Source organism: uncultured Subdoligranulum sp. (assembly GCF_963931595.1).
Lineage (GTDB): Bacteria > Bacillota > Clostridia > Oscillospirales > Ruminococcaceae > Gemmiger.
In genome coordinates, this window is the sequence record NZ_OZ007030.1 from 1,301,626 (window position 1) to 1,326,518 (window position 24,893).

Below are 24,893 nucleotides of genomic sequence, written 5' to 3' on the forward strand. Positions count from 1 at the left end.
ACTTTACTCCAGAATCTCTTTGAGTTTTTTGCAATAGAGCTGCTGGATACCCGGCAGTCTTCCCAGGCCTTCCAGCGTGCAGCGCACGGAGAAACCGGCTTCTTCCAGCTGATTTTTCCAGCTTTGAGGATTCTCCCCCGCCATGTCATGGCAGGCGTGGTCGCCGGCCACCAGCAAAAGGGGCACAAGATGTACTTTCCGGTATCCCGCCTTCACGATGTGGGGCAGAACTTCCGAAAGCCCCGGCCAGCCTTCCACCGTCGCCACAAAAATGTCTTTACGTTCCTGTAAAGCAAATGCACTTTGCAGCGCAGCATACACCACACCGGCGAAATGTTCAGTTCCATGTCCCATCAGAATCAGGGCTTCCTCCGGCCGGGTCGGATAAGCCTGCCCCAAAACCTGTGCCACTGCCTGCAGATCCTCTGTGTCGGCCAGAAGAGGACGCCCCAGCGCGAAGTCGGAAAAACGTTGCCGATACGGGTCAATTTCGGCTCTTATTTTATCGTATTCATACCCGTAAAGCAAGTGCGTTGGCTGTATTGCCACTTGTGTACAGCCCGCCGCCAGAAGCTTTTCCAACGCCTCCGGCAGGCTGTCAAACGTCTCTCCCCGGGCAGCCAGACGTTTCCGGATGATTCTGCTGGCCAACGCCCGTACAAAGGGATACTCCGGCGCCGATTTCTGCAGCGCCTGTTCCACGGCGGACAGATCCACGCGGCCGTTGGCTACCGTTGTGCCAAAGCTGACACATACCAGGGCTTTCCTCATGCTTGTTTCTCCTTTCCCATCGGGCGATACAAAATATATGGCCGCCCCTCCTCGTCGGTTCCAACCCGCGCACGTACATGGTATACTTTCTCGATAAACGCCGGTGTCAGCAATTCCTGCGGGGTACCGCTTCCCACCAGTTTCCCGCCTTGCAGTGCAAAGAGCCTGTCACAGTATACAGCCGCAAGGTTGAGATCGTGTACCGCCAGCAAGACCGTTTTATCCAGTGAGCGGATCAGTTCCATGATCTGCAGCTGGTGCTGGATATCCAGATGGTTGGTGGGCTCATCCAGAATCAGGCAGGGAGTCTGCTGGGCCAGGGCCCGGGCAAGCACCACGCGCTGCTGCTCTCCGCCGGAGAGTGTGGAAAAAATCTGGTTTTCCCTGCCTGCCATTCCCACCGTTTCCAGTGACTTGTGTACGATCCGCTCATCCTCCGCGTTGTCCCGTTCCAGTGCTCTCTTATGAGGCGAACGCCCCATAAGGACAATTTCACGCACCGTAAAATCAAAGCTGTAATGATGATGCTGGGCCACAATGGCCATTTTTTGCGCGCTTTGACGCACGCTGTACCTATAAAGATTTTGTCCGTCGATCAGCACAGCGCCACAAGTAGGAGGCAGCACCCGATAGACACATTTGAGCAGCGTACTTTTACCGCTTCCGTTGGGACCAATCAAGCCGACAATCTGTTTTTTGCCAACCGACATACGGACCGAATCCAGGATCTGCTGACCGCCCAGCACAACGCTGAGATTTTCCGTTTGAATCACTGGCTCTCACCTCCGAAGCCATAGCGATACCGTACCATAAGATACAGAAACACAGGCGCGCCGAGCACAGAGGTAAGAATCCCAATGGGAACCTCGTTGCCGGGCAGAATGGTCCGGCAGGCCACATCCGCCCAGACCAGGAAAATACCGCCTGCCAGCGCCGCCGCAGGCACCAGCCGTCGGTGATCTGTTCCCAGCAAAAGTCTTGTGCCGTGGGGAACAATCAGCCCCACAAAGCCGATGATGCCCGCATTGTATACGGCCAATCCGATGAGCAGGGATGTGACCAGAAGATATGCAATTCTTCGGACATTCAAATCCATGCCCAGCGTGACGGCACTCTCATCGCCCAGCAACATCAGATTGAGGGCACGGCTTTGGGTGAGGAAAAAAAGGCATCCCGCCAGAACCGCTGCCGCCAGGATGGCATTGTCCGTCCAGTTGGCCGCTCCCAGCCCGCCCATCGTCCACCGGATAATCTGTGTGGGGGCATGTTCATTGTTGCGAAGATAAATGGCGAAGTTGGAAAAAGCACCGCATACCGCTGAAAGTGCCGAGCCGGCGAGCAGCAGTTTCACCGCCGTGGCCCTTCCTCCCAGATTGGCAAGAAAGACCACCGCCAGTGAGACAAACATAGCCCCTGCAAAGGCCACCACACCAACCGAACGTGCGCCCAGCGCCATTCCTACACCAAACAGCGAAGCCAACGTTGCGCCGAGAGAGGCTCCCGAGGAGACGCCCAGGATATACGGATCAGCCAGCGGATTTTTTACGATGGCCTGCATGACGACACCACAGACCGCCAGCGCTGCCCCCACGGCCGCTGCCAGCACCAGCCGCGGCAGACGAATCAGCCACACCACATCATGCAGCGCAGCCCCCGCCGCCCATTCCGAAGGAACCGCAACGTCAAACAGCCCATGAACCAATTGACAGTACAGAACGCCGTACACGTCGGTTATGGGCAAGCGGACGGTCCCAAACGTAACAGCTGCTATCACGGAAGCCGGCAGTAAAACCACCAGCGCCAGGATCAGGCCATTTCCCGCCGCCCGTCTGTGAAGCAGACTGCCGTTTTCCTGTGCACTCATGAGGCAAGCTCCGGATACATCCCGGCCGCCAGCGTCCGGATACCGTCCATGGAGCGGGGGCCTGCCGCATAGATATCCCCCAGCATGACAGGATACACCCGCCCGCGCTGCACCGCGGAAAGGCTCCCCAGCGCCGGATCATCCTGGATGACGGCAAGCTGGTTTTCGATCACGCTCTGCGGGTCGTCCCCGGAATAGGCCATATACACCACAAAAATCACATCCGGGTCACAGGCAAGCAAATCTTCTTTGCCCATTTCCTTTCCGTCCGGGCGGGCAAGCTGCCCGCCCAGCTGTGTTACCATATCACCGGCCAGCGTATCGGCACCATAGTTGCTGATACTGCCGCCCAGCGGTTCCACCACCGCCACACGTACAGGTTCTTCTCCTGCCACGGCGGAAAGCGTATCGGCAATCTCCGATTTCATTTCCGCCACGAGCGCCCGGGCCCTATCCTCCACGTCAAAGACGGTCCCCAGATTGAGGATATCGGTGTATTCATTTTCCAGGGTACGCGGGTGATCTCCCGGTCGGGTGTTGGAGTTCATATAGGTAGCCACGCCTTTTCCCTGCCAGCCCGATACGCCTCCCAGCATCTTGTCACTGAACAGCGATCCCCAGGACAAAATCATATCGGGCTGCAAAAACGTGACGGTCTCCTTATCGGGGGCAAACACATCGTCATGATAGTGCATTTGGGAAAAGCCTTCCTGCCATTCCTCCTTGACCGCATTGTCCAGCCCGTAGCTGGCCACCACGTGATCCTCCAGCCCCAGCGCGATCATTGTCTCGATGGATCCCTGATAGACGGCCACCACCCGCTCCGGCGCCTTCGTGTAGATGCAGCTTACTTCCCGGCCCGCTTCGTCGTAGTTGATGACCGTGACAGGATAGTGTCCCTGCTCTGCGCTTTCCTCTGCGGTCGCCGCAGAGGGTTGGGATGCCGGCTGTGGCATTGTGCTTACCTGGGCGCAGGCAGTCAGAAACAGGGCACACACAGTGCTCAGGGCCGCCGCACGATGCAGCATTGTTGTACGCATAGAACCTCCTGAAAGTAGCACAAACCGATTTCTGCACCGCAAAAACAAAGGGTCTGTTCCGCCATAAAAGCCGAACAGACCCACACAGAAACAAAGCGTCCACCAAAACACGATGCACTTTTGTTTTCCACGCCAACGTTTGGTCCGTCCGCCGCGCGGGTCCTGTTCCTGGCAAAGCAGCGGTTTGCATCTGCTTTGCCTCGCAGTATGAATCCCAAGGCAGGTCTTCCGGCTCTGGCGTCAACGCCCGGACCCGTGTCTTCCCACACAAACGTGCAGTGACATGGAGTCGGGTTCAGGCTCAGCCATTACGGCGGCGGTCCCGCGCAGGTTTTGCACCTGCTTCCCTATTCTCCCGGCCAACCTGAAAGGGTCCCGGGCACCTTCGGATGCTTTGTCGTTCAAGAATACCATAAAAACCGCCGTCCCGCAAGGGGCGGCGTTCACTTTTGTCTGACAGGTTTTCAGCCGAGAATCTGCTTGGCCAGATCCGCACTGGCCTTGGCGTCCTTGCAATAGAAATCCGCACCGATTTCCTTGGCATAGCCGGGCGTCAGCACAGCACCGCCTACCCAGACCTGACAGTCAAGATTGGCCTCGTGCAGCGCGTCGATGGTTGCTTTCATATTGGGCACGGTGGTAGTCATCAGCGCCGACAATCCCACCAGCTTGGCGCCGGTGTTGCGCACTGCCTCCACCACCCGTTCCGGCGGCACATCCCGCCCCAGATCCAGCACATCATACCCGTAGTTTTCGAGAATGACCCGCACGATGTTCTTGCCGATATCGTGCACATCGCCCTTGACGGTGGCTACCACGATTTTGCCCTTGCCGGTTGTCTGCGGTTTTCCCTGGGCGGCAATCTTTGCCTTGACCACTTCGAACGCTGCCTGGGCCGCCGTGGCCGCCTGGAGCAGCTGCGGCAGGAAGATGGTTCCTTTTTCAAAGCCGTCTCCCACAACGTCCAGCGCAGGAATCAGCGAAGCATTCACCACATCCAGCGGATCCCTGTTTGCCAGCGCTGCCTGGGCCGCCTCATGGGCCTCTGCCTTGAGCCCGCGCCGGACTGCATCAAAGAGCGGATCCTGTCCGTTTGTTTCTTCCGGCAACGCTGCGGCGTTCTTGCTGATCTGCTGGGTCTGAATCTGCACATCTGCGTAGGCTTCCACATATGCCGTGCTCTGCTCGTCCTGCGCCGTCAGCACACGATAAGCACGCACAGCCGCCATCATCTCCGGGGTGTTGGGATTCATGATGGCAAGATCCAGTCCTGCCGTCATGGCCATGGTCAGGAAGGTAGTATTCAGGTATCCTCGGCAGGGCAGGCCAAAACTGATGTTGGAGACCCCCAGTATGGTGCGGACGCCCAGTTCCTGCTTGCAGCGCGTCAGAGCCTCCAGCGTCTGCACGGCCCCTTCCTGCTGCGCGCTGGCTGTCAGCGTGAGACAGTCGATGTAAATATCCTCCCGGGGAATGCCTTCCGCTTCAGCGGCCTGCACGATTTTGCGGGCAATGGCCAGACGGCCTTCGGCGCTGCCGGGAATCCCCTGCTCGTCCATTGTCAGCCCCACCACCGCCGCGCCATACTTTTTGCACAGCGGCAAAATGGCCTTCAGCGTCCGTTCTTCTCCGTTGACCGAGTTGACGATGGGTTTGCCATTGTAAATACGAAGTGCCCGGGCCAGCGCTTCGGGATTGGAGGAATCCAGCTGCAAGGGCAGATCCGTCACCGCCTGCAGATCCCGGACCAGCCGTTCCAGCGTGGCCACTTCATCAATTACGGGCAGTCCCGCATTTACATCGAGGACTTCCGCCCCGGCCTCGGCCTGCGCCACAGCCTGGGTGCAGGGGTACGCGCTGTCCCCCTCCCGCAGCGCCTGCTGCAGCCGTTTTTTGCCGGTGGGATTGATCCGTTCGCCCACCACTGTGATCCCGTTCACTTCCACAAAACGCACCGGCGTGCACAGGCAGCTGCGGCGCAGCGGGATTTTCTGTGCCGGCGTCAGCGGCGCGAACACTTCCCGCAGGCGAGCGATGTAATCCGGCGTGGTACCGCAGCATCCGCCCACCATGGAAACGCCAAGGGAGGCGTAGGCCTGCATTTCCCGGGCGAACTCCTCAGCGTCCAGATTATAGCTGCCGTCCGGGTTGGGCAACCCCGCGTTGGGCTTGACAAACACCGGTATGCCGGCGGGCACCGTGCGGCAAAGACGCCGGGCAAAGGGCAGGATCTCTGCCGGTCCCAGTGAGCAGTTGATGCCGATGGCATCAGCCCCCAGCCCGGCTGCGGTCACGCCATAGCTTTCCACCGTGCATCCCGTAAAGGTGCGGCCCCGGCTTTCAAAGCTCATGGAGACAAATACCGGCAGACTGCTGTGCTCCTTGGCCGCCAGAATGGCTGCTTTGAGCTCATACAGGTCGGTCATCGTCTCCAGAAAAACAAAGTCTGCACCAGCCTGCACTCCCGCACGCACAATCTCGGCAAACGCGGCATAGGCATCCTCAAAGGAAAGCGTTCCTGCCGGGGCCAGCAGTTCTCCCAACGGGCCAATATCCAGCCCGACCAGCGCGCCGGTCTTTTCAGCCGCATCCCGCGCACAGCGCAGTGAAGCCGCCACAACCTCATCCACACCATACCCCGTGCCGGCCAGTTTCCGGGCGTTAGCGCCAAAGGTATTGGCCAGCAGCAGATCCGCTCCGGCCCGGGCATAAGCAGCGTGGATGGCAGTGACGGTTTCCGGCATCTCCAGGGCAGCCAGTTCCGGCTTCTGACCGGGTTTCAGGCCATGTTTTTGCAGTTGGGTTCCCATGCCGCCGTCGAGAAACACAAAATGACGGCGATCGAAGATTGATGCAAGCTGCACAGACATCTTCCTCCCTTATTCTCCGTTTCGGGAAAAGCATGTGGTCCCCCTTTTGCGGAAGACACAGGTTTCCCGCAGATGGCAGGTGGTGCATCCTGCCATCGCACCTTTGACCGGATGATCGGCCACACCCAGCAACGCGGTGGTGCTTTTGCGCGGCGCCAGCAAATGCTGTTCCGTCACAGCAATGCCACAGCCCCGCGCCGAGTCCGTGGCACGGCAGATCTCATCATTGAGTTCCAGCGGGCAGTCGCCATAGCCCGGCGCAAAACGCCCCGTCAGGTAACGACCCTCTGCCTGCTGTGCAGTGCGCAGTTCCGCTTCCAGCGCGTCACACACCTGCTCCAGCAGCACCGAAGCCATGGCGTCCGCCGTGGCTGCCAGGGCAATATCCGTCAGTTCCATCCGACGCAGAAGGGTATCCACTTCACTGCCCAGCGTGGCGGCCATCATCAGGACTTCATCGCATCCCTGCAGATGCCGCTCCAGATCCCGACCGCCTTCCTGCGATGCGCACACCGTCCGCGGCACAATACGCCACACCGCGCGGGGCACGGCGGTCGTCAGAAGCTTTTGTTCGGCGCGGTCCAGCAATGCCCCGGTGGCAGCATCCGGCTCCCACCCTGCGGCCCCCATATACCGCAGCGCCGTCCTGCGGTCGATGGTCAAGGGCTTTGGCCGGAGCATTACAGAAGATCCCGGATGCCGTCATACACCTTCCGGGCCACAACGGCATCATTCATCGCATACAGGTGTACACCGTCTGCCCCGCCCTCGATCAGGTCGCGGAGCTGGCGCACCGCATACTCGATTCCTGCGTCATACAGGGCCGCCGGATCGTCCTGCCAGTGGGAGATCATACGGGTAAAGTCGGAAGGCAGGCTGGCCGAGGAAAGTGCCACGGTGCGCTCAATCTGGCTGCGCTTGACAATGGGCATGACCCCCGCCGAAACCGGCAGCGTGATGCCGGCGCGCCGTGCCAGATTGAGAAAGCGGTAAAAATGCATGTTGTCAAAGAACAGCTGGGTCACCAGATGTTCCGCACCAGCCGCCTGTTTGATGCAGAGATTTTCCACATCCTGGCGCAGCGTGTCCGCTTCCGGATGGCCTTCGGGATAGCAGGCGCCATGCACCGAAAAGTCCGGTTTATACGCTTTGATAAAAGCTGTCAGGTCACTTGCATGCACAAAATCCGGGCTGGCCGGACGGGAAGGCGTACGGTCACCGCGCAGTGCCAGAACGTCATGGACACCCACCTGTTCCAGTTCATCCAGAATTCTGGATGCGCTTGCCTTATCGTTGCCCATACAAATCAGATGCGCCAGCGCAGGAATTCCTACCTCGTTCTGGATCAGGTTGGCCACCTCCACTGTGGAGATTCCGCCCGCAGATCCGCCGGCCCCGAAAGTCACGCTGATGAAATCCGGCGCAAGGTCTTTCATTGCAAACAGCGTGGCGCGCAGTTTATCCATCTGTGTCGTCTGCTTGGGCGGAAAACACTCTATGGAAAACACGCAGCGCTTGGCTTTGAACTGATCAACAATCTTCATATTTTTTCTCCCGCTGTCTTTTTATGGCAGTCCGTCAGGCAGCAGCTTCCTGCTCATCCTGTGATGTCACTGCAGTCAACGTGCCATGCTCATAGGTAAATGTAATGGTTCCCATCAGGTCGGTACGGTATATCTCCGCGCCCACGTCCTCCATCCGGCGAAGTGCTTCCGCATGGGGATGACCATATTCGTTGTCCAGCCCGCAGCTTATGGCAACAGCCTGCGGCTGCACGACCGACAGGAGCGCTTCTGTGCTGGAAGTGGACGAACCATGGTGCCCTGCCTTGTACAGGGTTGCATGCAATTCCGTCCCATAACGGTCCACCAGTGCCTGCTCTGACTCTTCCTCCGCATCCCCGGTGGAAAGATACCGGAAGCTGCCTGCCTCAAACAGAATACACAGCGAACCGTTGTTGGCATCATCCTCATCCGTCATCCAGGCACTTCCGCCCTGCAGCACCTGCAAGGTGCCCGCGCCCAGACTGTAGGCATCGCCTTCCGCCGTCTCGCAGACTTCCGTTCCCGAAACAGCCGCCTGCTCCCGCAGTCCCTTCGGCCAGGGATCTTCCCCGTCCTCAGTTTCCCATACCGGCAGCAGCAGTTCTTCCACCTGCAGATTTTCCAGCACCGCCATCGCCCCGCCGGTGTGATCCGCATGGGGATGGGTAAGGATCAGATACTGAAGATCGGTCACGCCGGCCTGGCGCAGGCTGCGCACCAACGCATCCTGGGAATCCGATGTACCGGTGTCAATCAGGCAATAGGCTCCGTCCTGGCCGATCAGTACCGAATCCCCCTGCCCCACATCCAGAACCGTAACCGTGGTCTGCGTATCTGCCAGCAGCTGGGCATCGGGTCCGTCGGTCGATATTCCCAGCGTGGTGTAAATCTCACTCCAGGTGGGTATGCCATAACGGCCGCCATGCCGGTCGATCACAAAGGCAACCGCCGCCAGCAGCAGCGCGGCAACAATCCCTATCGTTCGCCGCCAGCCGGTTTTACTCCGGCGGCGTCTTCTTTTACGTCTCTTCATATTGGCCATTCAATTTACGTTCCTGCCACTGCGCCCGGGTCACAAGCACCGCACGGGGTTTGGCGCCCTCATAGGGGCCAATGACCTTTTCCTGTTCCATCTGGTCCATAATACGGGCAGCCCGGGCATACCCCAGCTTGCAGCGGCGCTGCAAAAGGCTGGTGGATGCCTGTCCCGCATCGATGACACACTCCACTGCCTGTTCGAACATGGGATCCAGCGAACCGCCGTCTGCGTCATCGTCGCCTTTCTTGCTGCCCTTCTCGGCCACCGCGCGGCGTTCCATCTCCGCAATCATCTCCTCATCATACTGGGAGGAGGAAGTGGACTTGATGAAACTCAGCACGGCGCCGATCTCCTCGTCGGTCACAAAGGTGCCCTGCACACGCACCGGCTTGGCAGCGCCCACCGGCAGGAAGAGCATATCGCCGTTGCCCAGCAGTTTTTCCGCGCCGGAGGAATCCAGAATCGTGCGCGAGTCGATCTGACTGGAGACCGCAAAGGCGATACGGCTGGGAATATTGGCTTTGATCAGACCGGTGATGACATCCACGCTGGGACGCTGGGTCGCCACGATCAGATGAATGCCCGCGGCACGCGCCTTCTGGGCAATACGGCAGATGTAATCTTCCACTTCCTTGCCGGCAACCATCATCAGGTCCGCCAGCTCATCGATGATGATGGCGATATACGGCAGATGTTCCAGCCCTGTCTGTGCAGCCAGCTTGTTGTACGCCTTGATTTCACGCACATTGTTTTCCGCAAAGAGTTTGTACCGGCGCTCCATCTCCGCCACGCTGGCGCCCAGGGCGCCGGCCGCCTTGCGGGGTTCGGTCACAACGGGCATCAGCAGATGGGGAATGCCGTTGTACTCCGCCAGTTCCACCACCTTGGGGTCAATCAGGATCAGCTTGACATCCTCCGGTCCCGAACGGAACAGGAAGCTGATGATGATGGAGTTCACGCAGACCGATTTACCGCTGCCGGTGGAACCTGCAATCAGAAGGTGGGGCATCTTGCACAGGTCGGCCACCTGCGCCGCACCGGCAATATCCTTGCCCAGAGCCATCGTCAGCGGGCTACGCATATTGATATAATTCTGGGATTCGAACACCGTGCGGATATTCACCGTCGAACGGATCTTGTTGGGCACTTCGATGCCGACCGCCGGCTTGCCGGGGATGGGTGCCTCAATACGGACGCCCGCCGTGGCCAGATTCAGTGCAATATCGTCGGCCAGGCTGGTGATCCGGCTGACCTTGATGCCTGCCTGCGGCTGCAGTTCGTACCGCGTCACAGAGGGGCCGCGGCAGATGTCCAGGATCTTTGTCTTGACGCCGAAGCTTTCCAGCGTGTTGACCAGGGTGTCGGCATTCTTCTTCATTTCCCGTGCTGCGCCCGCCTCATCCTCGGGACGCGTTGCGTTGAAAAGATTCAGCGACGGGTAACAATAGGGTTTGGGCGGTTCCTTGGCCGCCCTTGCAAGATTCATGGCGTCCGGATCGGCCTTGGCGGCAGAAGGCGGGGTGTGAATCGGCGCAGAAGCTGAATTGCCCACCGCCGTGCTGACCTGCAGCTGTGCGGCTTCCCCGCCTTTGGGCACGATGAAGGAGTTTTCGGTGCCTGTGGGCTGCGATTTTGCAGCCGACTGGTTGTCCAGCAATTCCGACAACGGCCGGCCGCTCTGCCAGGCCGTGCTGGCAGCCCGCCCTACGTCAAAGCTGCCGTTCAGCGTAGGAATGCCCCTGGCGGGTGTGCGCTGCAGGTCTTCCGGCGAAAATGCCATGGTATCCCCCGGCACACGGGCCGCCGGTTCCGGCTGCACAGGCACAAGCGGCGTATCGAAGCCTTCCGCCTGCGGTTCCGGCTGCAGCGGCACCGAGAAGCTTTCCTCCGCTTCCTGCGGCTGGTAGTCCTGCTGCCCGTAATACGGTGCATGGCCGCTGACGGCGCGGTTGATGAGGGAGTCCAGTTCATCCCCTCCGGCCGGCTGCGGTGCCGGTTCGGCATCCAGTTTCAGTTCAAAATCTTCCTGCGGAGCCGCCGGCGCCGGGGCGGGTTCCGCCTTCGGCGCATGGAAGCGCTGCGAATCGGACAGATGGGACAGCGGGTCCATGCCGAACGTACCGCCCGGCCCGATATTCACGGGCTCCAGCGGGTCATGCTCCACCGCCTGCTTCAGTGCCTGGCTTTCAGGTGCAGGCCCAAGATCCACATCGAAGGAAGCGCGGGAATTTCCGCCCAGGGCTGACAGACCCGCCAATGTAGCGGCCGCTGCAGGATTGCCGGCCGACGGTGCGGCTGACGGCTTCGGGATCCTGCCGGTATCGGCAATCACGTCATAGGCAGGATGGTGCCGGCGCGGTGCATCCGGCAGGGTTTCTGTCAGATTCTCAATGGGTTCCTCCTCCGGCTCACCGCTGAAGAGCTGCGTGTCGTAGGCGGATTCCGCCGCTTCCCGCTCGGCACGGACCTGCTGTACCTTATGATATTGCCCGTTCAGGAAGTCCACCACATCCACCGGTGTGATGGCAAAGAATACCATCAATCCCAGGGCAAAAACAAGGAGCATGACGAAGTTGGAAGCGGGACGGCCAAACAGCGCCAGCAGGCTGGCCCCGATGGGAGCACCCAGCACGCCGCCTTCCCAGAAGCCGGACTGTCCCCGCATGAACAGCATCTTGATGACTTCCCAGACGTTGGCTTCACTGACCGACACCTTGGAAAATACCACCGGCACACTGGCACACAGGATCCCCATAAGGACCACCTTGCCTGCGAACAGAGCCACCCGGTACCCGGAGGCCAGCAGATAGGCCAGGTACAGAAGAAACGGTCCCACCAGATAAGTCATGATGCCGAAGATGCCGAACAGCCCCCCGCGCATGGTTTTCCAGAAATTCTGGCCCGGAACCAGCACCATCGCCACGCAGAGAAGTCCCAATCCCGCCAGCAGAACACTGGGAAGCAGGTTGGGTGTTTCGGCGCGGCGCTGTGCACGCCGGGATGGTGTTTTTTTACCGCGCGAGGCAGACGAGCGTGTGCCCGTGCTGCGGGAGCGGGAGGAAGAACTGCGGCCGGTCGAAGATTTTCGCCTGTTGCTGCTCTTTCCGGAACGAGATTGTGCCATAGTGCGTAGTACCTTTCTGAATCGAAACTCTATACATAAACGGGCTCATAAGCCCAACGGGTATTCGCATTCTATTTTATCACGAATGGCGGGGGTTGTAAATGAAAAATGCGGAACTGGTGATCGTTCCGCATGAATCCTTTTGCTTATTTTTTTCGTTCGATTTCTCCGTACAGATAGCGCAATGCGTCCGATAAGCCGCCCAGTTCATCGATCAGTCCCTCTTCCACGGCCTGATGTCCGTCCAGGACGGTGCCCATGTCCATGACCAGTTCCCCGGTGTTGTGCATCAGGGTGGTAAAGCGCCGCGCCGTGATCCCGGAATGACCTGCCACAAATCCCACAATGCGTTCCTGCATCTGTTCGAAGTATCGCAGCGTCTGAGGGACGCCCAACACCATGCCGGAATGCCGTACCGGATGTACGGTCATGGTGGCTGTGGGCACAATGAAACTGCGGCGGGCCGATACCGCCAGCGGAATGCCGATGGAATGCCCTCCTCCCAGCACCAGGGTAGCACTGGGCTTGCTGACACCGGCAATCAGTTCGGCCAGCGCCAGCCCCGCTTCCACATCCCCGCCCACTGTGTTGAGGATGACCAGCAGTCCTTCGATCTCCGGGTCCTCCTCAATATCCACAAGCTGGGGGATCACATGCTCGTATTTGGTTGTTTTCTGACTGTCCGGCGCCAGCGTATGCCCTTCGATGGTGCCGATGACCGTCAGGCAGTGGATGGCATGCCGCCCTTTGGTCGCCGGCACAATGCCGTCCTCGGTGATCAGATCATGTTCCAGCCGTTTGAGCGCAGCGCTCTCCGTCGGATTAAACGCGGACTTTCCCTTTGTTTTCTTGGCAGTCGGTTCCAATTGCAATACAGCCCCTTTCCCGTGACCATTTCTCCAGCAGTATGTCTCCGAATCAGCCTTCCTATGCACACCCGGCGCATAGAAACTGCTGCTTTTCTCTCGTTTTTCCCGCCATACCAAAAAGACCACGACAATTCGTCATTGAAAAACAAGGCTTGCAAAAAACTTAGATAAAAAATTGACAATTTCGCGGATAGTATTTATAATAAATTATAAAAATTCTATTGTTAAATTTGCCGTGCAGCAATCAGACTGCCGGCGTATTGTGAGGTATTTTCATCATGGGGGTTCAAAACAAGGTTTCCCTGCCGGTCATCAAGCGGTTGCCTAAATACTACCGCTATCTCACCAATCTGTCCGCCGACGGAAAGGAAAAAATCTCTTCCAGCGAACTGGCGCATATGATGGGCACAACCGCCAGCCAGGTCCGCCAGGACTTCAACTGTTTCGGCGGATTCGGCCAGCAGGGCATCGGCTACAAAGTGGACGTGCTGCGCGTCGAAATCGGCAAACTGCTTTTCGGTGACGGAGAGCGCCTGCCCACCATTCTGATCGGTGCCGGCCATCTGGGTTCTGCAGTGTCCAGTTTCATCAGCCGGGATACCAATGGATATCGCCTGATCGGGGTATTTGACATCAATCCGGATCTTTTCGGCAAAGAAATGTCCGGCGTTCCCATCCTGCCGCTGACTTCCCTGTCGGAATTCTGTGCGCAGCACCACCCGGAGGTTGCCGTTCTGTGTGTGCCGCGGCAGAGCGCCATCGATCTGGCGGCGGATCTCGTTTCTTACGGCATTCAGGGTGTGTGGAATTTCAGTCATTATGACCTGTCGGTAGAATATCCCCAACTGACGGTGGAAAACGTACATCTTGGCGACAGTCTGATGAGCCTTGGCTACCGGCTGCGAAATAAAGAGTGACGGAGGAGCTGTCCCCCTATGGCAAAATTATACTTTCGCTATGGTGCGATGAACAGCGGCAAAACCACCGCTCTCATGCAGGTAGCCTACAATTATAAAGAGCGCGGCATGCGGGTTCTGATTCTCAAGCCGGCTATCGATACCAAGGGGCAGGATTCCATCGTTTCCCGCCTCGGCATCAGCTGTAAAGTGGATAAGCTTGTCACGCCTGAGATGGATATTGTGGCGCTTGTCCGGGAGGATACCGCTGCCCACGGCGCCCCCGCCTGTGTGCTCTGTGACGAGAGCCAGTTCTTTACGCCCGCCCAGGCGGAACAGCTCTTCCTGGTCACGGTGGATCTGGGCATACCGGTGATCTGCTATGGGCTGCGCGCCGATTTCATGATGCGGGGCTTTCCCGGGTCCACCCGTCTTCTGGAACTGGCCCACACCATTGAGGAACTCAAAACGATCTGCGCCTGCGGGCGGAAAGCCATCTGCAACGGGCGCAAAGTCAACGGTGAATTTGTATTTGAAGGCGCACAAGTCGCCATTGATACCGTGGACAACGTGGAATACCAAAGCCTGTGTCCGCAATGCTGGTACCGCGAATACCGCGCTTTTCTGAAGCGCCACGGAAAACAGAAAATGTAAACGAACACCCCCGGATGGAAGACATCCGGGGGTGTTCGTTATGGTTGAAGCCGTTTGTACTGCTGACGGTACTGCTGCGGAGACAGTCCTGTGGCGTCCTTGAAAACACGGCGGAAGTGTGCGGTCGTCATAAATCCGGTTTTCCCTGCCACCGAAGAAATGCTCTCGGCGGTTTGTTCAATCAGATGCTGCGCCGCTTTAATGCGCACGCCATTGATGTATTCAATCAGGCTCAGGTTTGTGGACTTTTTGAACAGACGGCTCAGGTAGTAAGGACTGATATAAAACTGGCTGGCGATGCCGGTCAGGGTCAGCTTTTCCGCGTAGTGCTGGGCAATATAGGCCTGAATCTGCTCCACAATGTGGTTGCTCACACGTCCTTTTTCTCCGCCTTGCTGTTGCTGCTGCAGGCACATTTTTTTCAGTTCCAGCAACAGGGTTGTCAGCAGCATGGCACGCAGCACCTGCCCTTCAGGAGAAGTCTCCCCTTCCAGGTCCAGCATCTGCTGCAGGATATTCTGAATGTGATTTTGCTGTTTGACCGTGATGGAGGACAGCAGATGATTCTGCGGATCCGCCAGGAAAGAGAAAAAATCCACATCCGGGAACGCCGCAACCACTTTCTGCAGAAATTCCCGGCTGAAATTCAGCGCGATATGACTGGAGGGTGCCTCCCCCAGGGATGCCGTCTTGTGAATCTGGTTTTCGCCGATCAGCACCACACTGCCCGCATTGACGATATACGCTGCCCCTTCCACGAAATAGCGCCGGGTGCCGGCGATTTCGTAATATATTTCAAAATTGTGATGGATATGAAAGCTCGGCATATCAAGACCGGTATCCCGGTCCACCCGCTCAATATAAAAATCCATCTGGGGACAGTAGGTGTATTCCGAAATCATTGCAACCCTCTTTTGCCGGATGGTTTGCGCCATACAAGGCAACTTTTTTGCTATATTGTCTAGAATAGCACATTTTTTGTCTGCTTTCAAATCCTTTTTCTTGCTGTAATTCTTGCTGTAAACAAAGAGAAGGAGCCGGGACAAACTCCCGGCTCCTTCTGCAAAGAAAGAGAAAATCACTTCATAAGGCCACAGACCAGCTGGGCATACGCCACAGGATCTTCAATGGGCAAACCGGCAATCAGCAGGGCCTGATCATAGAGCAGTTCGGCGTACTTGCCGACCTTCTCGGTATCGCCGGCTTCATGGGCAGCCTTGAGGGCTGCAAACACGCTGTGCGTGGGATTGAGTTCCAGCACCTTCGTGCTCTCAACACCTTCACTGTTGGGCATCTTGCGCAGCACCTTCTCCATCTCCATGGAAATACCGCCCTCGCTGGACAGCGTCACAGGATGCTCTTTCAAAGTCGGATTGACCTTGACTTCCTTGACCTTGCCGTTCAGGGCCTTCTTGATTTCTTCAAACAGGTCCTTGTTCTCGTTGGCGGTCTCCTCGGCTTCCTTCTTTTCTTCCTCGGTCTCCAGCCCCAGGTCACCGGAATTGATGTTCTTGAATTCCTTTTCCTTGTAATCATGCATCATCTGCAGGCAGAACTCATCCACATCCTCGGTGCAGAGCAGCAGGTCGTAACCCTTGCTCAGGACCAGCTGTGCATTGGGCAGCTTGCCCAGGCGGTCGGTATCGTCGCCGGCAGCATAGTAGATGCACTTCTGGCCTTCCGGCATCTTCTCGATGTACTCATCGAGGGTGACCAGTTTCTGCTCCTTGGCAGAGTAGAACAGCAGCAGATCCGCCAGCAGATCCTTGTGCATGCCGTAATCGCCGTAGATGCCGAACTTAATCTGACGGCCAAAGGCTTTCCAGAACGTCTCGTACTTGTCACGGTCATTCACGAGCATGGCATGCAGCTCGTTCTTGATCTTCTTCTCCAGGCTGTTGCGCATCAGCTTGAGCTGGCTGTCCTTCTGCAGCGTCTCACGGCTGATATTCAGGCTCAGGTCTTCACTGTCCACCACGCCTTTGACGAAGCTGAAGTAGTCCGGCAGAAGGTCGGCGCACTTTTCCATGATCATCACGCCGGATGCGTACAGGGCCAGGCCCTTCTCGTATTCCTTGGTGTAGTAGTCATAGGGCGTGCGGCCGGGAATGAACAGCAGCGCCGTATAGGTGGCCGTGCCCTCGGTGCGGCTGGTGATGACCCGCAGCGGGTCTGAGTAGTCCATGAACTTGCTCTTGTAGAACTCGTTATAGTCCTCATCCTTGACTTCACTCTTGGGACGTTTCCAGATGGGCACCATGCTGTTCAGCGTTTCCAGCTCGGTGTAGGTCTCGTATTCCGGCTTGTAGTCATCGCCGGCATCCTCCGGCTTGGGTTTCTGGCGGGATTTTTCACGATACATCGTGATGGGGAAATGAATGTAATCGCTGTACTTCTTGACAAGGCCCGCCAGCGTATACTCGTCCAGATATTCGCTGTACTTTTCGTTGTCGGTGTCTTCCTTGAGCACCAGGATGATGTCCGTGCCGACTTCATCCTTCTCGGCCTCGGTCAGCGTATAGCCTTCCACGCCCTTGGACTCCCATTTCCAGGCGGTATCCTCACCCTGGGCACGGGAAATGACCGTCACCTTGCTGGCCACCATGAACGCAGAATAGAAACCGACACCAAACTGACCGATGATGTCGATGTTGTCGCTCTGGTTCTCCGTCTTGAAATCCAGCGAACCGGACTTGGCAATGGTGCCCAGGTTCTTTTCCAGTTCGTCCTTGGTCATGCCGATACCATTATCACTGATCGTGAGGGTGCGGCTGTCCTTGTCCGGCTGAATATGAATCTTCAGGTCATCCTTGGTAATTCCGATGGACGTGTCCGTCAGGCTCTTGAAATAACGTTTGTCGCAGGCATCCGACGCGTTGGAAATCAGTTCACGCAGGAAGATCTCACGGTTGGTATAGATAGAGTTGATCATCAGGTCGAGCAGCTTCTTGCTTTCGGCCTTAAACTGACGCATTGCCATAAAATATGACCTCGCTTTGTATGAATTAGCACTCTTTGTTTTTAATTGCTAACGGTAGTTTAGCACTCTTTTTGATAAAGTGCAAGTGTTTGGCCGTCATTTAACAAAAATTTTAAATTCCCTGACGGAAAAAATCCATTTTCCTCTTTTCAAATCGTACGAATCGGAGTATTCTGTACATAGATTTGCAATCAAACAAAAAGGATGTGATACAGCCATGTCGATCTATGGAGACAAGGCCTACGAGGCATTTTTCAAGGGGTATAACTGCAGCCAGTGCGTTGCACTGGCCTTTGCTTCCGAAATGGGACTGACCGAAGAGCAGGCGCTGAAGCTGGCCTCCGGCTTTGGCGGGGGTTTTGGCCGTATGCGGGAAGTGTGCGGCGCCTTTTCCGGCATCACCATGGTATTGGGCGCCCTGTACGGCAATACCGATCCGGCCAAGAAGACCCAGACGTACACCGAAATCCAGGCACTGGCGGAACAGTACCGGCAGCGCAATGGCGGCGGGAGCATCATCTGCCGGGAACTGCTGGGGTTGAAGCAGGCGGAAGGAACGCCCGTTGCCAGCGCCCGGACCCCGGAATACTACAAAAAGCGGCCCTGCCCCGAACTGGTGCGCCTGGCCGCCGATCTGATGGCCGAATATATCGAACAGCATCCTCTGGGAGCTCAGGAATAAACCAGGAAGGAAGGATTCGGGATGCAAATTTATCACGACACATTGCCCGGCGGCGCGACGCTGACGGGCTATCTTCGGGATGCTACAGAGTCCATTCCCGACTATCCTGTCCGCCCGGCGGTCCTGATTCTTCCGGGCGGCGGGTATGAAGAGTGCAGTCCGCGCGAAGCCGATCCTGTTGCCGTGCAGTTTTTGCAGGCAGGATATCAGGTTTTTATTCTGGATTACACCGTAAAACCCGCTCCTCTGCGCTGGCAGCCGGCCATCGATGCCGCCGGAGCCGTCCTGCATCTGCGGCGCAATGCCGAAATGCTGCAGGTGGACCCTGACCGGATCGCGGTCTGCGGCTTTTCGGCCGGCGGACATCTGGCCGGCACAACAGCCATTCTCTGGAATGCGCCCGCGGTGCAGCAGGCGCTGGGCATCACCGGAACGGAAGCTCGTCCCAACGCCGTGGTGCTCGCCTATCCCGTTGTCACCGCCGGCGCCTTTGCCCACCAGGGCAGTTTTGATAATCTGGCCGGCTCTGACCTCGAACTGCGGGCCATGTTCAGCCTGGAGAATCACGTTCAGGAAGGGCTGCCTCCGTTTTTCCTGTGGCATACGGTGGACGACACCACCGTTCCCGTCCAGAATTCCCTGCTGCTTGCGCAGGCCCTGACCGAACACCACGTCCCCTATGAACTGCACCTCTTCGCCCATGGCAAGCACGGATCCAGTACCTGCACAGCCGAGGTCAACGCTTCCAACCCGCACACTGCTTCCTGGGTCGCGCTTTGTACCGAGTGGCTGGCGGAAGTTTTTCATTATTCCTTGCAATAAAATCAGGAGATGATTGTTTATGAAGATCCTTTTTTATGCGCTGCGTCCCTTTGACGAACTGCAGTACTGTGAACCCAATCGGGAAAAATACGGCATCGACTACAAGTGGACTGAAGAGGTACCCACCCCCGACAATCTGAAACTGGCGGAGGGTTGTGACGCTGTCAGTACAAACCCCTGCGAGGTGCGCCCGGAATACCTGGAAGCCTTTGCCAAAATGGGCGTCAAGTATCTGCCCTGCCGCAGCATCGGATACGATCATATCCCGCTGGAGACAGCCAAACAGCTGGGCCTGCGCGTGAGCCACAGCCACTATCCCCCGGATGGCGTGGCCAATTACACCATTATGCTCATGCTGATGGCCACCCGCAAGATGAATCAGATCATGGTGCGTGCCGCTGCGCAGGATTACTCCCTGCCCGGCAAGATGGGCCACGATCTTTCCAGCTGCACCGTGGGCGTGATCGGCACCGGCAAAATCGGAAGCACAGTCATCCGGCATCTGTCCGGCTTCGGATGCAAAATTCTGGCCTACGACCTTTATCCTTCCGACGCGGTTCGCCCCTATGCCGAGTATGTGCCGCTGGATGAATTGTACGCCCGCAGCGACGTGATCACACTGCACCTGAATGCCACGCCGGAAAACCATCACCTGGTTGACGCCGGTGCCATCGCCAAGATGAAAGACGGTGTCCTGCTGATCAATACCGCCCGCGGCACCCTGATTGATCCCGAATCGCTGCTGCAGGGGCTGGAGAGCGGCAAAATCGGTGGTGCCGGGCTGGACGTTGTGGAAGACGAAAACGGCATTTGCTACTACAACCGCCATGACGAGGCACTCCCCAACCGGGAACTGAACCTGCTGCGCAGCTATCCCAACGTGATTCTCAGCCCCCATACTGCCTTCTACACCGATGTCAATGTGGCCAGCATGGTACAAAGTGCCTTCGAGGCGGTTTCCGATTTTGCAGCCGGACGGGAGAATCCCTGTGAGGTCCGCCTGTGATGGTAGAGCCCGGCCGCACCGGAGAGATCTTGGATGCCGGCCCGGCGCTGTCGCCCGGTGATCCCTTCTGTTTTGTCTGTGCCGGGTGTGGGGATTGCTGCCGCAAACGGCGGGATCTTGTCCTTTCGGGGTATGATCTGTACCGCATTGCGCGCCGGCTTCGCCTTTCGCCGCGGATTGTAGCCAACGCCTTCTGTAAAAGCTATGTGGCACCGCAAAGCTGCCTGCCCACCCTCCTGCTCACGCCGGATCCCAAAACCGGGAACTGCCGCTTCTTTGAGGCAAATTTCTGCGTGATCCACGAGGCCCGACCGCTGGCCTGTGCCCTGTATCCGCTGGGGCAGAGCATCGATCCGACCACCGCCCACACGGAATACTTTCCGCAATTGCCACTGTGCGGTGTCTGTGTGGAAGGGCGCACCTTGCAGGATTATCTGGAAGATGTCGCCATCCCGGAACGCGCCGGAATCGACGCCCGATGGGCAGTCCTTTGTACACAGATCTCCGGGCAGCTCCTCGACGCGGGCGGCAAAGGCAATCCCCATTTTTCCGTCGCTGCGCGCCGGATCGAGCGTGCCCTGTATCTGGACTATGACCTGGGCGATGAGTATTATCCCCAGTTCCAGCGCAACATGGAAACACTGCTGCCACTGCTGCAGCGTATTCTTGCCGCCCCTGCTGCAGGTTTATCGGAGTGCATTGAATGAACCTGTTGCCCCTCGTGCGGATTCCGTTACAGGGCATCTGCTCTGTTTCCCTCAGAATTCATTCCCGCATTATGAATTGACAAATGCCCGCCTGGTGATCAGGCGGGCATTTGCTATGCAATGGGAAGACGCATCTCCACTCGGCTCCCTCTGGGTTCATTCTGGCTGAAAAGCACTGTTCCACCATGGGCCCGCAGTATCTGCTCCACCACATGCAGCCCCAGGATATGGGGCGTGTTTTCCTCCACGCGGCCGGTCTGCAATGCTTCCAGGACCCGGTCCGGGAAACCGGTGCCGTCGTCCGTGATCGCTATGCAAAGAGACCTATCCGTCACAGAAACCGCAACCCGGCATCGCACAGTGCCCGGATTGTGCCGCACGCTGTTGCCCAGGATATTCTCTACGGCGCGTGCCAACAAGGCCTCGTCCACCTGAAGGGCGGCGGTTTCTGCCTCCCGGGAGATTACCAATTCCACCTCGCTGTCGCCTGCCAATGGGCCATTGCAGAAATCTGCCACCATCTGACGCAGCAACGGGCCGGCATGCACCGCTTTCCGCCGCAGGGGCTGCGCACCATATTGCAGTTTGCTGGTCAGATTGAGATCTTCCACCAGTGCCCGGATTTTTTCACTCTGCTGACAGATTCCTTCCGCCTTGCGGCGGGTCTCCTCGGGCAGAGCATCATTTTTCTGGAGTTGTTCCGCCCACCCCAGAATCAGAGAAAGCGGTGTGCGGATGTCATGGCTGACCCCAGCGATCCAGTTGGTTCTTGCCGTGTCCCGCCGCTGGATAATCTCATTGCGAGAACGGATCTGGGCACTGGTGCGGTTGAGTTTTTCTGCCAGTTCCCCGGCAAAGCCCTTTGTTGACAAATTCACGGTACCTCCCTCGGCCAGCGTATCCAGTCCGTCCGCTACTACACCCAGGGATTTGGCGCCGCGCCAGCTGAACAACAGGCACAGCACCAGAATCAGTACGAGGACACCGCCCATCACGGTTGTGCCGCGATAAAACAGCCAATTGATCAGTTCCGGATAGGTCCAGAAGCTGTACTTCCAGATACTGTCCCGGGGCATACCCAGCACCAGCAGACCATAATCCCGCACCTGACAGAATACCGGGTAATCATCCAGATACCAGCGGGAAAAGACCGCAATTTCAGGTGCTGTATAGCGGCGGTCCAGTTCCTGGGGAAGCTGGTATCCCCAGATAACCTCTCCATCATCATCCAGCACCATCGCCCACGCATAGCCATTCAGCCAGTAGGATGCATCCTTCTCCCCGAAGGACAGCGAACCTGAGTCATCCTGCTGCAGCTGGTCTGCAATTTCCATGTAGGAATAACGGAACTGTTCCTGCCAGACCAGACCGAAACGGATTCCCACCCAGATGATCAGGGCGAGCCCCAACACAATGAGCAGCAGGGACAGCCCTACTGCCAGCAGTACATACCGCCGGATCAACCTCACCAAAGTTTTCATGGCCTTTCCCCTGCCAGTTTATATCCGATTCCGCGCACCGTGATCAGCCAGCGGGGCTTGCCCGGCGTACCCTCCAGCTTTTCGCGCAGATGGCGTATATGGACGTTCAGGCTATTCTCGTAGCTGTAATAATCCTGGCCCCACACAGCTTCACAAAGGGCATCATAGGTAATGATGTGGCCACGGTTTTCGGCCAGTTTTTGCAGGATCGTCCGTTCGGTAGCCGTCAGAGGCAAGGTATCGCCTCCCGGCAGGTATACCAGAGCATCCGCCAGTTCCACCGTCCGGTCTCCCAGCTTCAAAATACCCGCATCCCCGCGCTGCAGTTCCGCCCGATAGGCTCTTTGCAGAATATGCTGCACGCGAAGCAGCAGTTCCTGCATCAGAAACGGTTTGGTGAGATAATCGTCTGCCCCCAGCCCCAGCCCGAACAGACGGTCGGCGTCGGCATCCCGGGCTGACAGAAAGAGCGCAGGAATATCCGCCCGGGCACGAAGCTGCCGGAACAGCGCAAAGCCATCCCCGTCCGGCAGGTTGATATCCAATATCATCAGTTCGGGCCGCTGTCGTTCGAAGGCCTCACGGGCCGAAGCACAGTTTTCCGCCGTCGCAATGGACTGATACCCCGCAGCCCGCAGATGTTCGCAGAGCAGGTTCAGCAGTTCCGGCGTATCGTCCACCAGCAACAGTTTCGCATCATAGATCGTCCGCATGATCTCACCTCCCTTGTATTATACCGCACCATCCAAACAGTGGCCACGCTCTTTCCGAAAACTTAAGGTAATCTTAAGCTGTAATTTCACAGGAATTAAGCTGTCTGCGGTAAGATGCAGATGAAATTTCATCATCTGCACAAAGGAGCGTATACCATGCAAACTGTGATAGAAACCCGTGATCTCTGCAAATTTTACGGACAGCAAAAGGCTGTGGACCATCTGAGCCTGCATGTGCCGCAGGCTTCCGTCTATGGGTTCATTGGCCCCAACGGCGCCGGGAAAAGCACCACCATGAAGATGCTGCTGGGACTGATTCACCCCACAGCCGGGCAGGTATTTCTGCTGGGCAAGGAACTTACCCAATCCAACCGCCTGCAGCTGCTGCGGAAAACCGGCAGCCTGATTGAATTCCCTTCCGGTTATCTTCACCTCACAGCTGAAGAAAACCTGAAAATCGTAGCGGACCTCAAAGGCGTTTCCCGCAAGGAAATCGGCCGGGTGCTTGATATCGTCCACCTGACCCGAGACCGCAACCGCAAGGTGGGGCAGTATTCTCTGGGCATGAAGCAGCGCCTTGGCATTGCAATGGCGCTGCTGGGCAATCCGCCGCTGCTGATTCTGGATGAACCCACCAATGGCCTGGACCCTGCCGGCATTCAGGAGATGCGGGCGTTGCTGGCGGAAATGCCCCAGTCCACCGGCGCCACCATTCTGATTTCCAGCCACCTTCTGGGAGAAATGGAGCAATTGGTGGAACAGGTCGGCATTCTCAACCATGGACGGATGCTGTTTGAGGGCCCGCTGCACGACCTGCAGCGGCACAGCCGCGGTGCACTGACCATGCGGCTTCTGCGTCCTCAAAAGGCTCTCCCGGTGTTGCGTTCCCAAGGCATCAGGCCGAAGCAGAAGGCTGACACATTGACCATTCCGCCCCTGCGGGATGAACTGCTGGCCGGTCTGGTGCAGACCATCGCCGACAGCGGGGCCGGTATCGTGGAACTGACGCGGCAGACCAAATCCCTGGAAGAAATCTTTCTGAGCCTGACCGACGCTGACAAGGAGGTGAAGTAAAATGATGCGCAGCCTTCGCGCCGAATGGCAAAAAGCAAAGCGGCGGCACGATCTGCTGGCCTGCCTGCTTCTTCCGCTGGCGGTGCTGCTCTGGGCCTGGTATGCGGCTCCCGACGGCAGCGATTCCATGGCCAGCGGCTACCACGCCCTGCTGTATTCCGTCCCCATCATGAACACCGTGTTATTGCCCATTGGTATGGCCATGCTGGCCAGCTGTCTGTGGGATGTAGAGGTCAAAGGCAATTTTCCCAAACTGCTTTATACGTTGCAGAGCCGGCAAAGCCTGTTTGCCGCCAAATCGCTGCTTGGCGCCGGGGAGATTTTTCTGATTGTGCTGCTGGAACTGCTGGGTATCGTTTGCCTTGGCCTCCGCAACGGCTATCAGGACACACCCTCTGCCGGCCAGCTCCTGTATCTGTTCCTCTGCACCGGCACGGTCAGCCTGATGCTGTTCTTTTCGGAGTTGATGCTGACCGTACTGCTTGCCAATCCCCTGCCTGCACTCTGTACGGGCATTGCCGGTGCCCTGATCGGACTGTTTGCCGCTTTCATGCCCCCGGTTTTCTGCTATTTTATCCCCTGGAGTTACTGTATTCCGCTGGGCAGTTACCGCCTCGCCTCCTGGGATCCCGACACCCGAATTGTGGTCTATGACATCCGCGGTTTCAACATTCCGCTGCTGGTATGGTGTATTTTTCTGGGTTTTCTCTTTTTCCGGATAACCTGGCACGCCATTCGTACAAAGGAGGTATAACAT

At 57.6% G+C, this 24,893-nt stretch carries 22 protein-coding genes and 1 riboswitch; of the genes, 8 read left to right on the forward strand and 14 right to left on the reverse strand.

Annotated features, from left to right (window positions below):
- Nucleotides 1-3 precede the first annotated feature (3 nt).
- The 10 genes from ABGT73_RS06220 to ABGT73_RS06265 form a co-directional block, all read right to left on the reverse strand.
- A complete protein-coding gene (locus ABGT73_RS06220) occupies nt 4-771 on the reverse strand; it encodes a sirohydrochlorin cobaltochelatase (protein WP_346668937.1) in 768 nt (255 codons plus the stop codon).
- Nucleotides 768-1,544, reverse strand: coding sequence for an ABC transporter ATP-binding protein (locus tag ABGT73_RS06225; protein ID WP_346668938.1), 777 nt, complete (start codon nt 1,542-1,544; stop codon nt 768-770). The genes ABGT73_RS06220 and ABGT73_RS06225 overlap by 4 nt, the downstream gene beginning before the upstream one ends.
- Nucleotides 1,541-2,635, reverse strand: a complete 1,095-nt coding sequence (locus tag ABGT73_RS06230; RefSeq protein ID WP_346668939.1) for an iron ABC transporter permease — start codon at nt 2,633-2,635, stop codon at nt 1,541-1,543. Before ABGT73_RS06230 ends, ABGT73_RS06225 begins: the two co-directional genes overlap by 4 nt.
- The gene (locus tag ABGT73_RS06235) at nt 2,632-3,675 is read right to left on the reverse strand and encodes an ABC transporter substrate-binding protein (RefSeq protein WP_346668940.1); all 1,044 of its coding nucleotides are present in this window, start codon (nt 3,673-3,675) and stop codon (nt 2,632-2,634) included. Before ABGT73_RS06235 ends, ABGT73_RS06230 begins: the two co-directional genes overlap by 4 nt.
- 200 nt (nt 3,676-3,875) lie before the next feature.
- Nucleotides 3,876-4,077, reverse strand: a riboswitch (cobalamin riboswitch).
- A gap of 62 nt (nt 4,078-4,139) precedes the next feature.
- Nucleotides 4,140-6,539, reverse strand: a complete 2,400-nt coding sequence (locus ABGT73_RS06240; RefSeq protein WP_346668941.1) for a homocysteine S-methyltransferase family protein — start codon at nt 6,537-6,539, stop codon at nt 4,140-4,142.
- Nucleotides 6,540-6,554: 15 nt separating this feature from the next.
- Nucleotides 6,555-7,226: a methionine synthase gene (locus ABGT73_RS06245; RefSeq protein WP_346668942.1), complete on the reverse strand. Its 672-nt coding sequence runs from the start codon at nt 7,224-7,226 to the stop codon at nt 6,555-6,557.
- Complete coding sequence (locus tag ABGT73_RS06250; RefSeq protein WP_346668943.1) at nt 7,226-8,089, reverse strand: methylenetetrahydrofolate reductase; 864 nt, start codon at nt 8,087-8,089, stop codon at nt 7,226-7,228. Before ABGT73_RS06250 ends, ABGT73_RS06245 begins: the two co-directional genes overlap by 1 nt.
- Before the next feature lie 34 nt (nt 8,090-8,123).
- Nucleotides 8,124-9,131: a ComEC/Rec2 family competence protein gene (locus ABGT73_RS06255; protein ID WP_346668944.1), complete on the reverse strand. Its 1,008-nt coding sequence runs from the start codon at nt 9,129-9,131 to the stop codon at nt 8,124-8,126.
- Nucleotides 9,109-12,252, reverse strand: coding sequence for a DNA translocase FtsK (locus ABGT73_RS06260; protein WP_346668945.1), 3,144 nt, complete (start codon nt 12,250-12,252; stop codon nt 9,109-9,111). Before ABGT73_RS06260 ends, ABGT73_RS06255 begins: the two co-directional genes overlap by 23 nt.
- A gap of 146 nt (nt 12,253-12,398) precedes the next feature.
- Nucleotides 12,399-13,046, reverse strand: a complete 648-nt coding sequence (locus ABGT73_RS06265) for an ATP-dependent Clp protease proteolytic subunit (protein ID WP_346670312.1) — start codon at nt 13,044-13,046, stop codon at nt 12,399-12,401.
- 353 nt (nt 13,047-13,399) lie between these two features.
- Between ABGT73_RS06265 and ABGT73_RS06270 the strand changes: the two genes are divergently transcribed.
- Together ABGT73_RS06270 and ABGT73_RS06275 are read left to right on the forward strand one after the other, a co-directional pair.
- Complete coding sequence (locus ABGT73_RS06270; RefSeq protein ID WP_346668946.1) at nt 13,400-14,038, forward strand: redox-sensing transcriptional repressor Rex; 639 nt, start codon at nt 13,400-13,402, stop codon at nt 14,036-14,038.
- Between the two features lie 18 nt (nt 14,039-14,056).
- Nucleotides 14,057-14,671, forward strand: a complete 615-nt coding sequence (locus ABGT73_RS06275; RefSeq protein ID WP_346668947.1) for a thymidine kinase — start codon at nt 14,057-14,059, stop codon at nt 14,669-14,671.
- Nucleotides 14,672-14,709: 38 nt separating this feature from the next.
- On the opposite strand, the gene ABGT73_RS06280 is transcribed toward ABGT73_RS06275, so the two are convergent.
- Both ABGT73_RS06280 and htpG read right to left on the reverse strand, forming a co-directional pair.
- Complete coding sequence (locus tag ABGT73_RS06280) at nt 14,710-15,573, reverse strand: AraC family transcriptional regulator (RefSeq protein ID WP_346668948.1); 864 nt, start codon at nt 15,571-15,573, stop codon at nt 14,710-14,712.
- 176 nt (nt 15,574-15,749) lie between these two features.
- Nucleotides 15,750-17,651 (reverse strand): molecular chaperone HtpG, encoded by a 1,902-nt coding sequence (htpG, locus tag ABGT73_RS06285; protein ID WP_346668949.1) that lies wholly within the window; start codon nt 17,649-17,651, stop codon nt 15,750-15,752.
- 217 nt (nt 17,652-17,868) lie between these two features.
- Here htpG and ABGT73_RS06290 point away from each other — a divergent pair, with 217 nt between their 5' ends.
- Genes ABGT73_RS06290 through ABGT73_RS06305 form a run of 4 tightly spaced genes read left to right on the forward strand, consistent with a single transcriptional unit; the run spans nt 17,869 to nt 20,868 of the window.
- On the forward strand, nt 17,869-18,333 hold the full coding sequence (locus ABGT73_RS06290; protein ID WP_346668950.1) for a C-GCAxxG-C-C family protein: 465 nt from the start codon (nt 17,869-17,871) through the stop codon (nt 18,331-18,333).
- A gap of 21 nt (nt 18,334-18,354) precedes the next feature.
- Entirely contained in the window at nt 18,355-19,155 is an 801-nt protein-coding gene (locus tag ABGT73_RS06295; protein WP_346668951.1) for an alpha/beta hydrolase, read from the forward strand.
- 19 nt (nt 19,156-19,174) lie between these two features.
- Nucleotides 19,175-20,161 carry a D-isomer specific 2-hydroxyacid dehydrogenase family protein gene (locus tag ABGT73_RS06300; RefSeq protein ID WP_346668952.1) on the forward strand — a complete coding sequence of 329 codons (987 nt, stop codon included), beginning with the start codon at nt 19,175-19,177 and terminating at the stop codon, nt 20,159-20,161.
- Nucleotides 20,161-20,868: a YkgJ family cysteine cluster protein gene (locus ABGT73_RS06305; RefSeq protein ID WP_346670313.1), complete on the forward strand. Its 708-nt coding sequence runs from the start codon at nt 20,161-20,163 to the stop codon at nt 20,866-20,868. The genes ABGT73_RS06300 and ABGT73_RS06305 overlap by 1 nt, the downstream gene beginning before the upstream one ends.
- A 113-nt stretch (nt 20,869-20,981) precedes the next feature.
- Here the strand turns inward: ABGT73_RS06305 and ABGT73_RS06310 are convergent, their stop codons facing one another.
- Nucleotides 20,982-22,349 carry a HAMP domain-containing sensor histidine kinase gene (locus ABGT73_RS06310; protein ID WP_346668953.1) on the reverse strand — a complete coding sequence of 456 codons (1,368 nt, stop codon included), beginning with the start codon at nt 22,347-22,349 and terminating at the stop codon, nt 20,982-20,984.
- The gene (locus ABGT73_RS06315; protein ID WP_346668954.1) at nt 22,346-23,062 is read right to left on the reverse strand and encodes a response regulator transcription factor; all 717 of its coding nucleotides are present in this window, start codon (nt 23,060-23,062) and stop codon (nt 22,346-22,348) included. The genes ABGT73_RS06310 and ABGT73_RS06315 overlap by 4 nt, the downstream gene beginning before the upstream one ends.
- Before the next feature lie 156 nt (nt 23,063-23,218).
- On the opposite strand from ABGT73_RS06315, the gene ABGT73_RS06320 reads away from it, so the two are divergent.
- Nucleotides 23,219-24,136: an ABC transporter ATP-binding protein gene (locus ABGT73_RS06320; protein ID WP_346668955.1), complete on the forward strand. Its 918-nt coding sequence runs from the start codon at nt 23,219-23,221 to the stop codon at nt 24,134-24,136.
- Nucleotide 24,137: 1 nt separating this feature from the next.
- Nucleotides 24,138-24,890, forward strand: coding sequence for an ABC transporter permease (locus ABGT73_RS06325; protein ID WP_346668956.1), 753 nt, complete (start codon nt 24,138-24,140; stop codon nt 24,888-24,890).
- Nucleotides 24,891-24,893 lie beyond the last annotated feature (3 nt).

Bases quoted from the DNA above. Each gene is read 5' to 3' on its own strand.
- ABGT73_RS06220 (WP_346668937.1), bottom strand. From the start codon at position 771: ATGAGGAAAGCCCTGGTATGTGTCAGCTTTGGCACAACGGTAGCCAAC.
- ABGT73_RS06230 (WP_346668939.1), bottom strand. From the start codon at position 2,635: ATGAGTGCACAGGAAAACGGCAGTCTGCTTCACAGACGGGCGGCGGGA.
- ABGT73_RS06235 (WP_346668940.1), bottom strand. From the start codon at position 3,675: ATGCGTACAACAATGCTGCATCGTGCGGCGGCCCTGAGCACTGTGTGT.
- ABGT73_RS06245 (WP_346668942.1), bottom strand. From the start codon at position 7,226: ATGCTCCGGCCAAAGCCCTTGACCATCGACCGCAGGACGGCGCTGCGG.
- ABGT73_RS06250 (WP_346668943.1), bottom strand. From the start codon at position 8,089: ATGAAGATTGTTGATCAGTTCAAAGCCAAGCGCTGCGTGTTTTCCATA.
- ABGT73_RS06255 (WP_346668944.1), bottom strand. From the start codon at position 9,131: ATGGCCAATATGAAGAGACGTAAAAGAAGACGCCGCCGGAGTAAAACC.
- ABGT73_RS06260 (WP_346668945.1), bottom strand. From the start codon at position 12,252: ATGGCACAATCTCGTTCCGGAAAGAGCAGCAACAGGCGAAAATCTTCG.
- ABGT73_RS06270 (WP_346668946.1), top strand. From the start codon at position 13,400: ATGGGGGTTCAAAACAAGGTTTCCCTGCCGGTCATCAAGCGGTTGCCT.
- ABGT73_RS06275 (WP_346668947.1), top strand. From the start codon at position 14,057: ATGGCAAAATTATACTTTCGCTATGGTGCGATGAACAGCGGCAAAACC.
- ABGT73_RS06280 (WP_346668948.1), bottom strand. From the start codon at position 15,573: ATGATTTCGGAATACACCTACTGTCCCCAGATGGATTTTTATATTGAG.
- htpG (WP_346668949.1), bottom strand. From the start codon at position 17,651: ATGGCAATGCGTCAGTTTAAGGCCGAAAGCAAGAAGCTGCTCGACCTG.
- ABGT73_RS06290 (WP_346668950.1), top strand. From the start codon at position 17,869: ATGTCGATCTATGGAGACAAGGCCTACGAGGCATTTTTCAAGGGGTAT.
- ABGT73_RS06295 (WP_346668951.1), top strand. From the start codon at position 18,355: ATGCAAATTTATCACGACACATTGCCCGGCGGCGCGACGCTGACGGGC.
- ABGT73_RS06300 (WP_346668952.1), top strand. From the start codon at position 19,175: ATGAAGATCCTTTTTTATGCGCTGCGTCCCTTTGACGAACTGCAGTAC.
- ABGT73_RS06305 (WP_346670313.1), top strand. From the start codon at position 20,161: ATGGTAGAGCCCGGCCGCACCGGAGAGATCTTGGATGCCGGCCCGGCG.
- ABGT73_RS06310 (WP_346668953.1), bottom strand. From the start codon at position 22,349: ATGAAAACTTTGGTGAGGTTGATCCGGCGGTATGTACTGCTGGCAGTA.
- ABGT73_RS06315 (WP_346668954.1), bottom strand. From the start codon at position 23,062: ATGCGGACGATCTATGATGCGAAACTGTTGCTGGTGGACGATACGCCG.
- ABGT73_RS06320 (WP_346668955.1), top strand. From the start codon at position 23,219: ATGCAAACTGTGATAGAAACCCGTGATCTCTGCAAATTTTACGGACAG.
- ABGT73_RS06325 (WP_346668956.1), top strand. From the start codon at position 24,138: ATGATGCGCAGCCTTCGCGCCGAATGGCAAAAAGCAAAGCGGCGGCAC.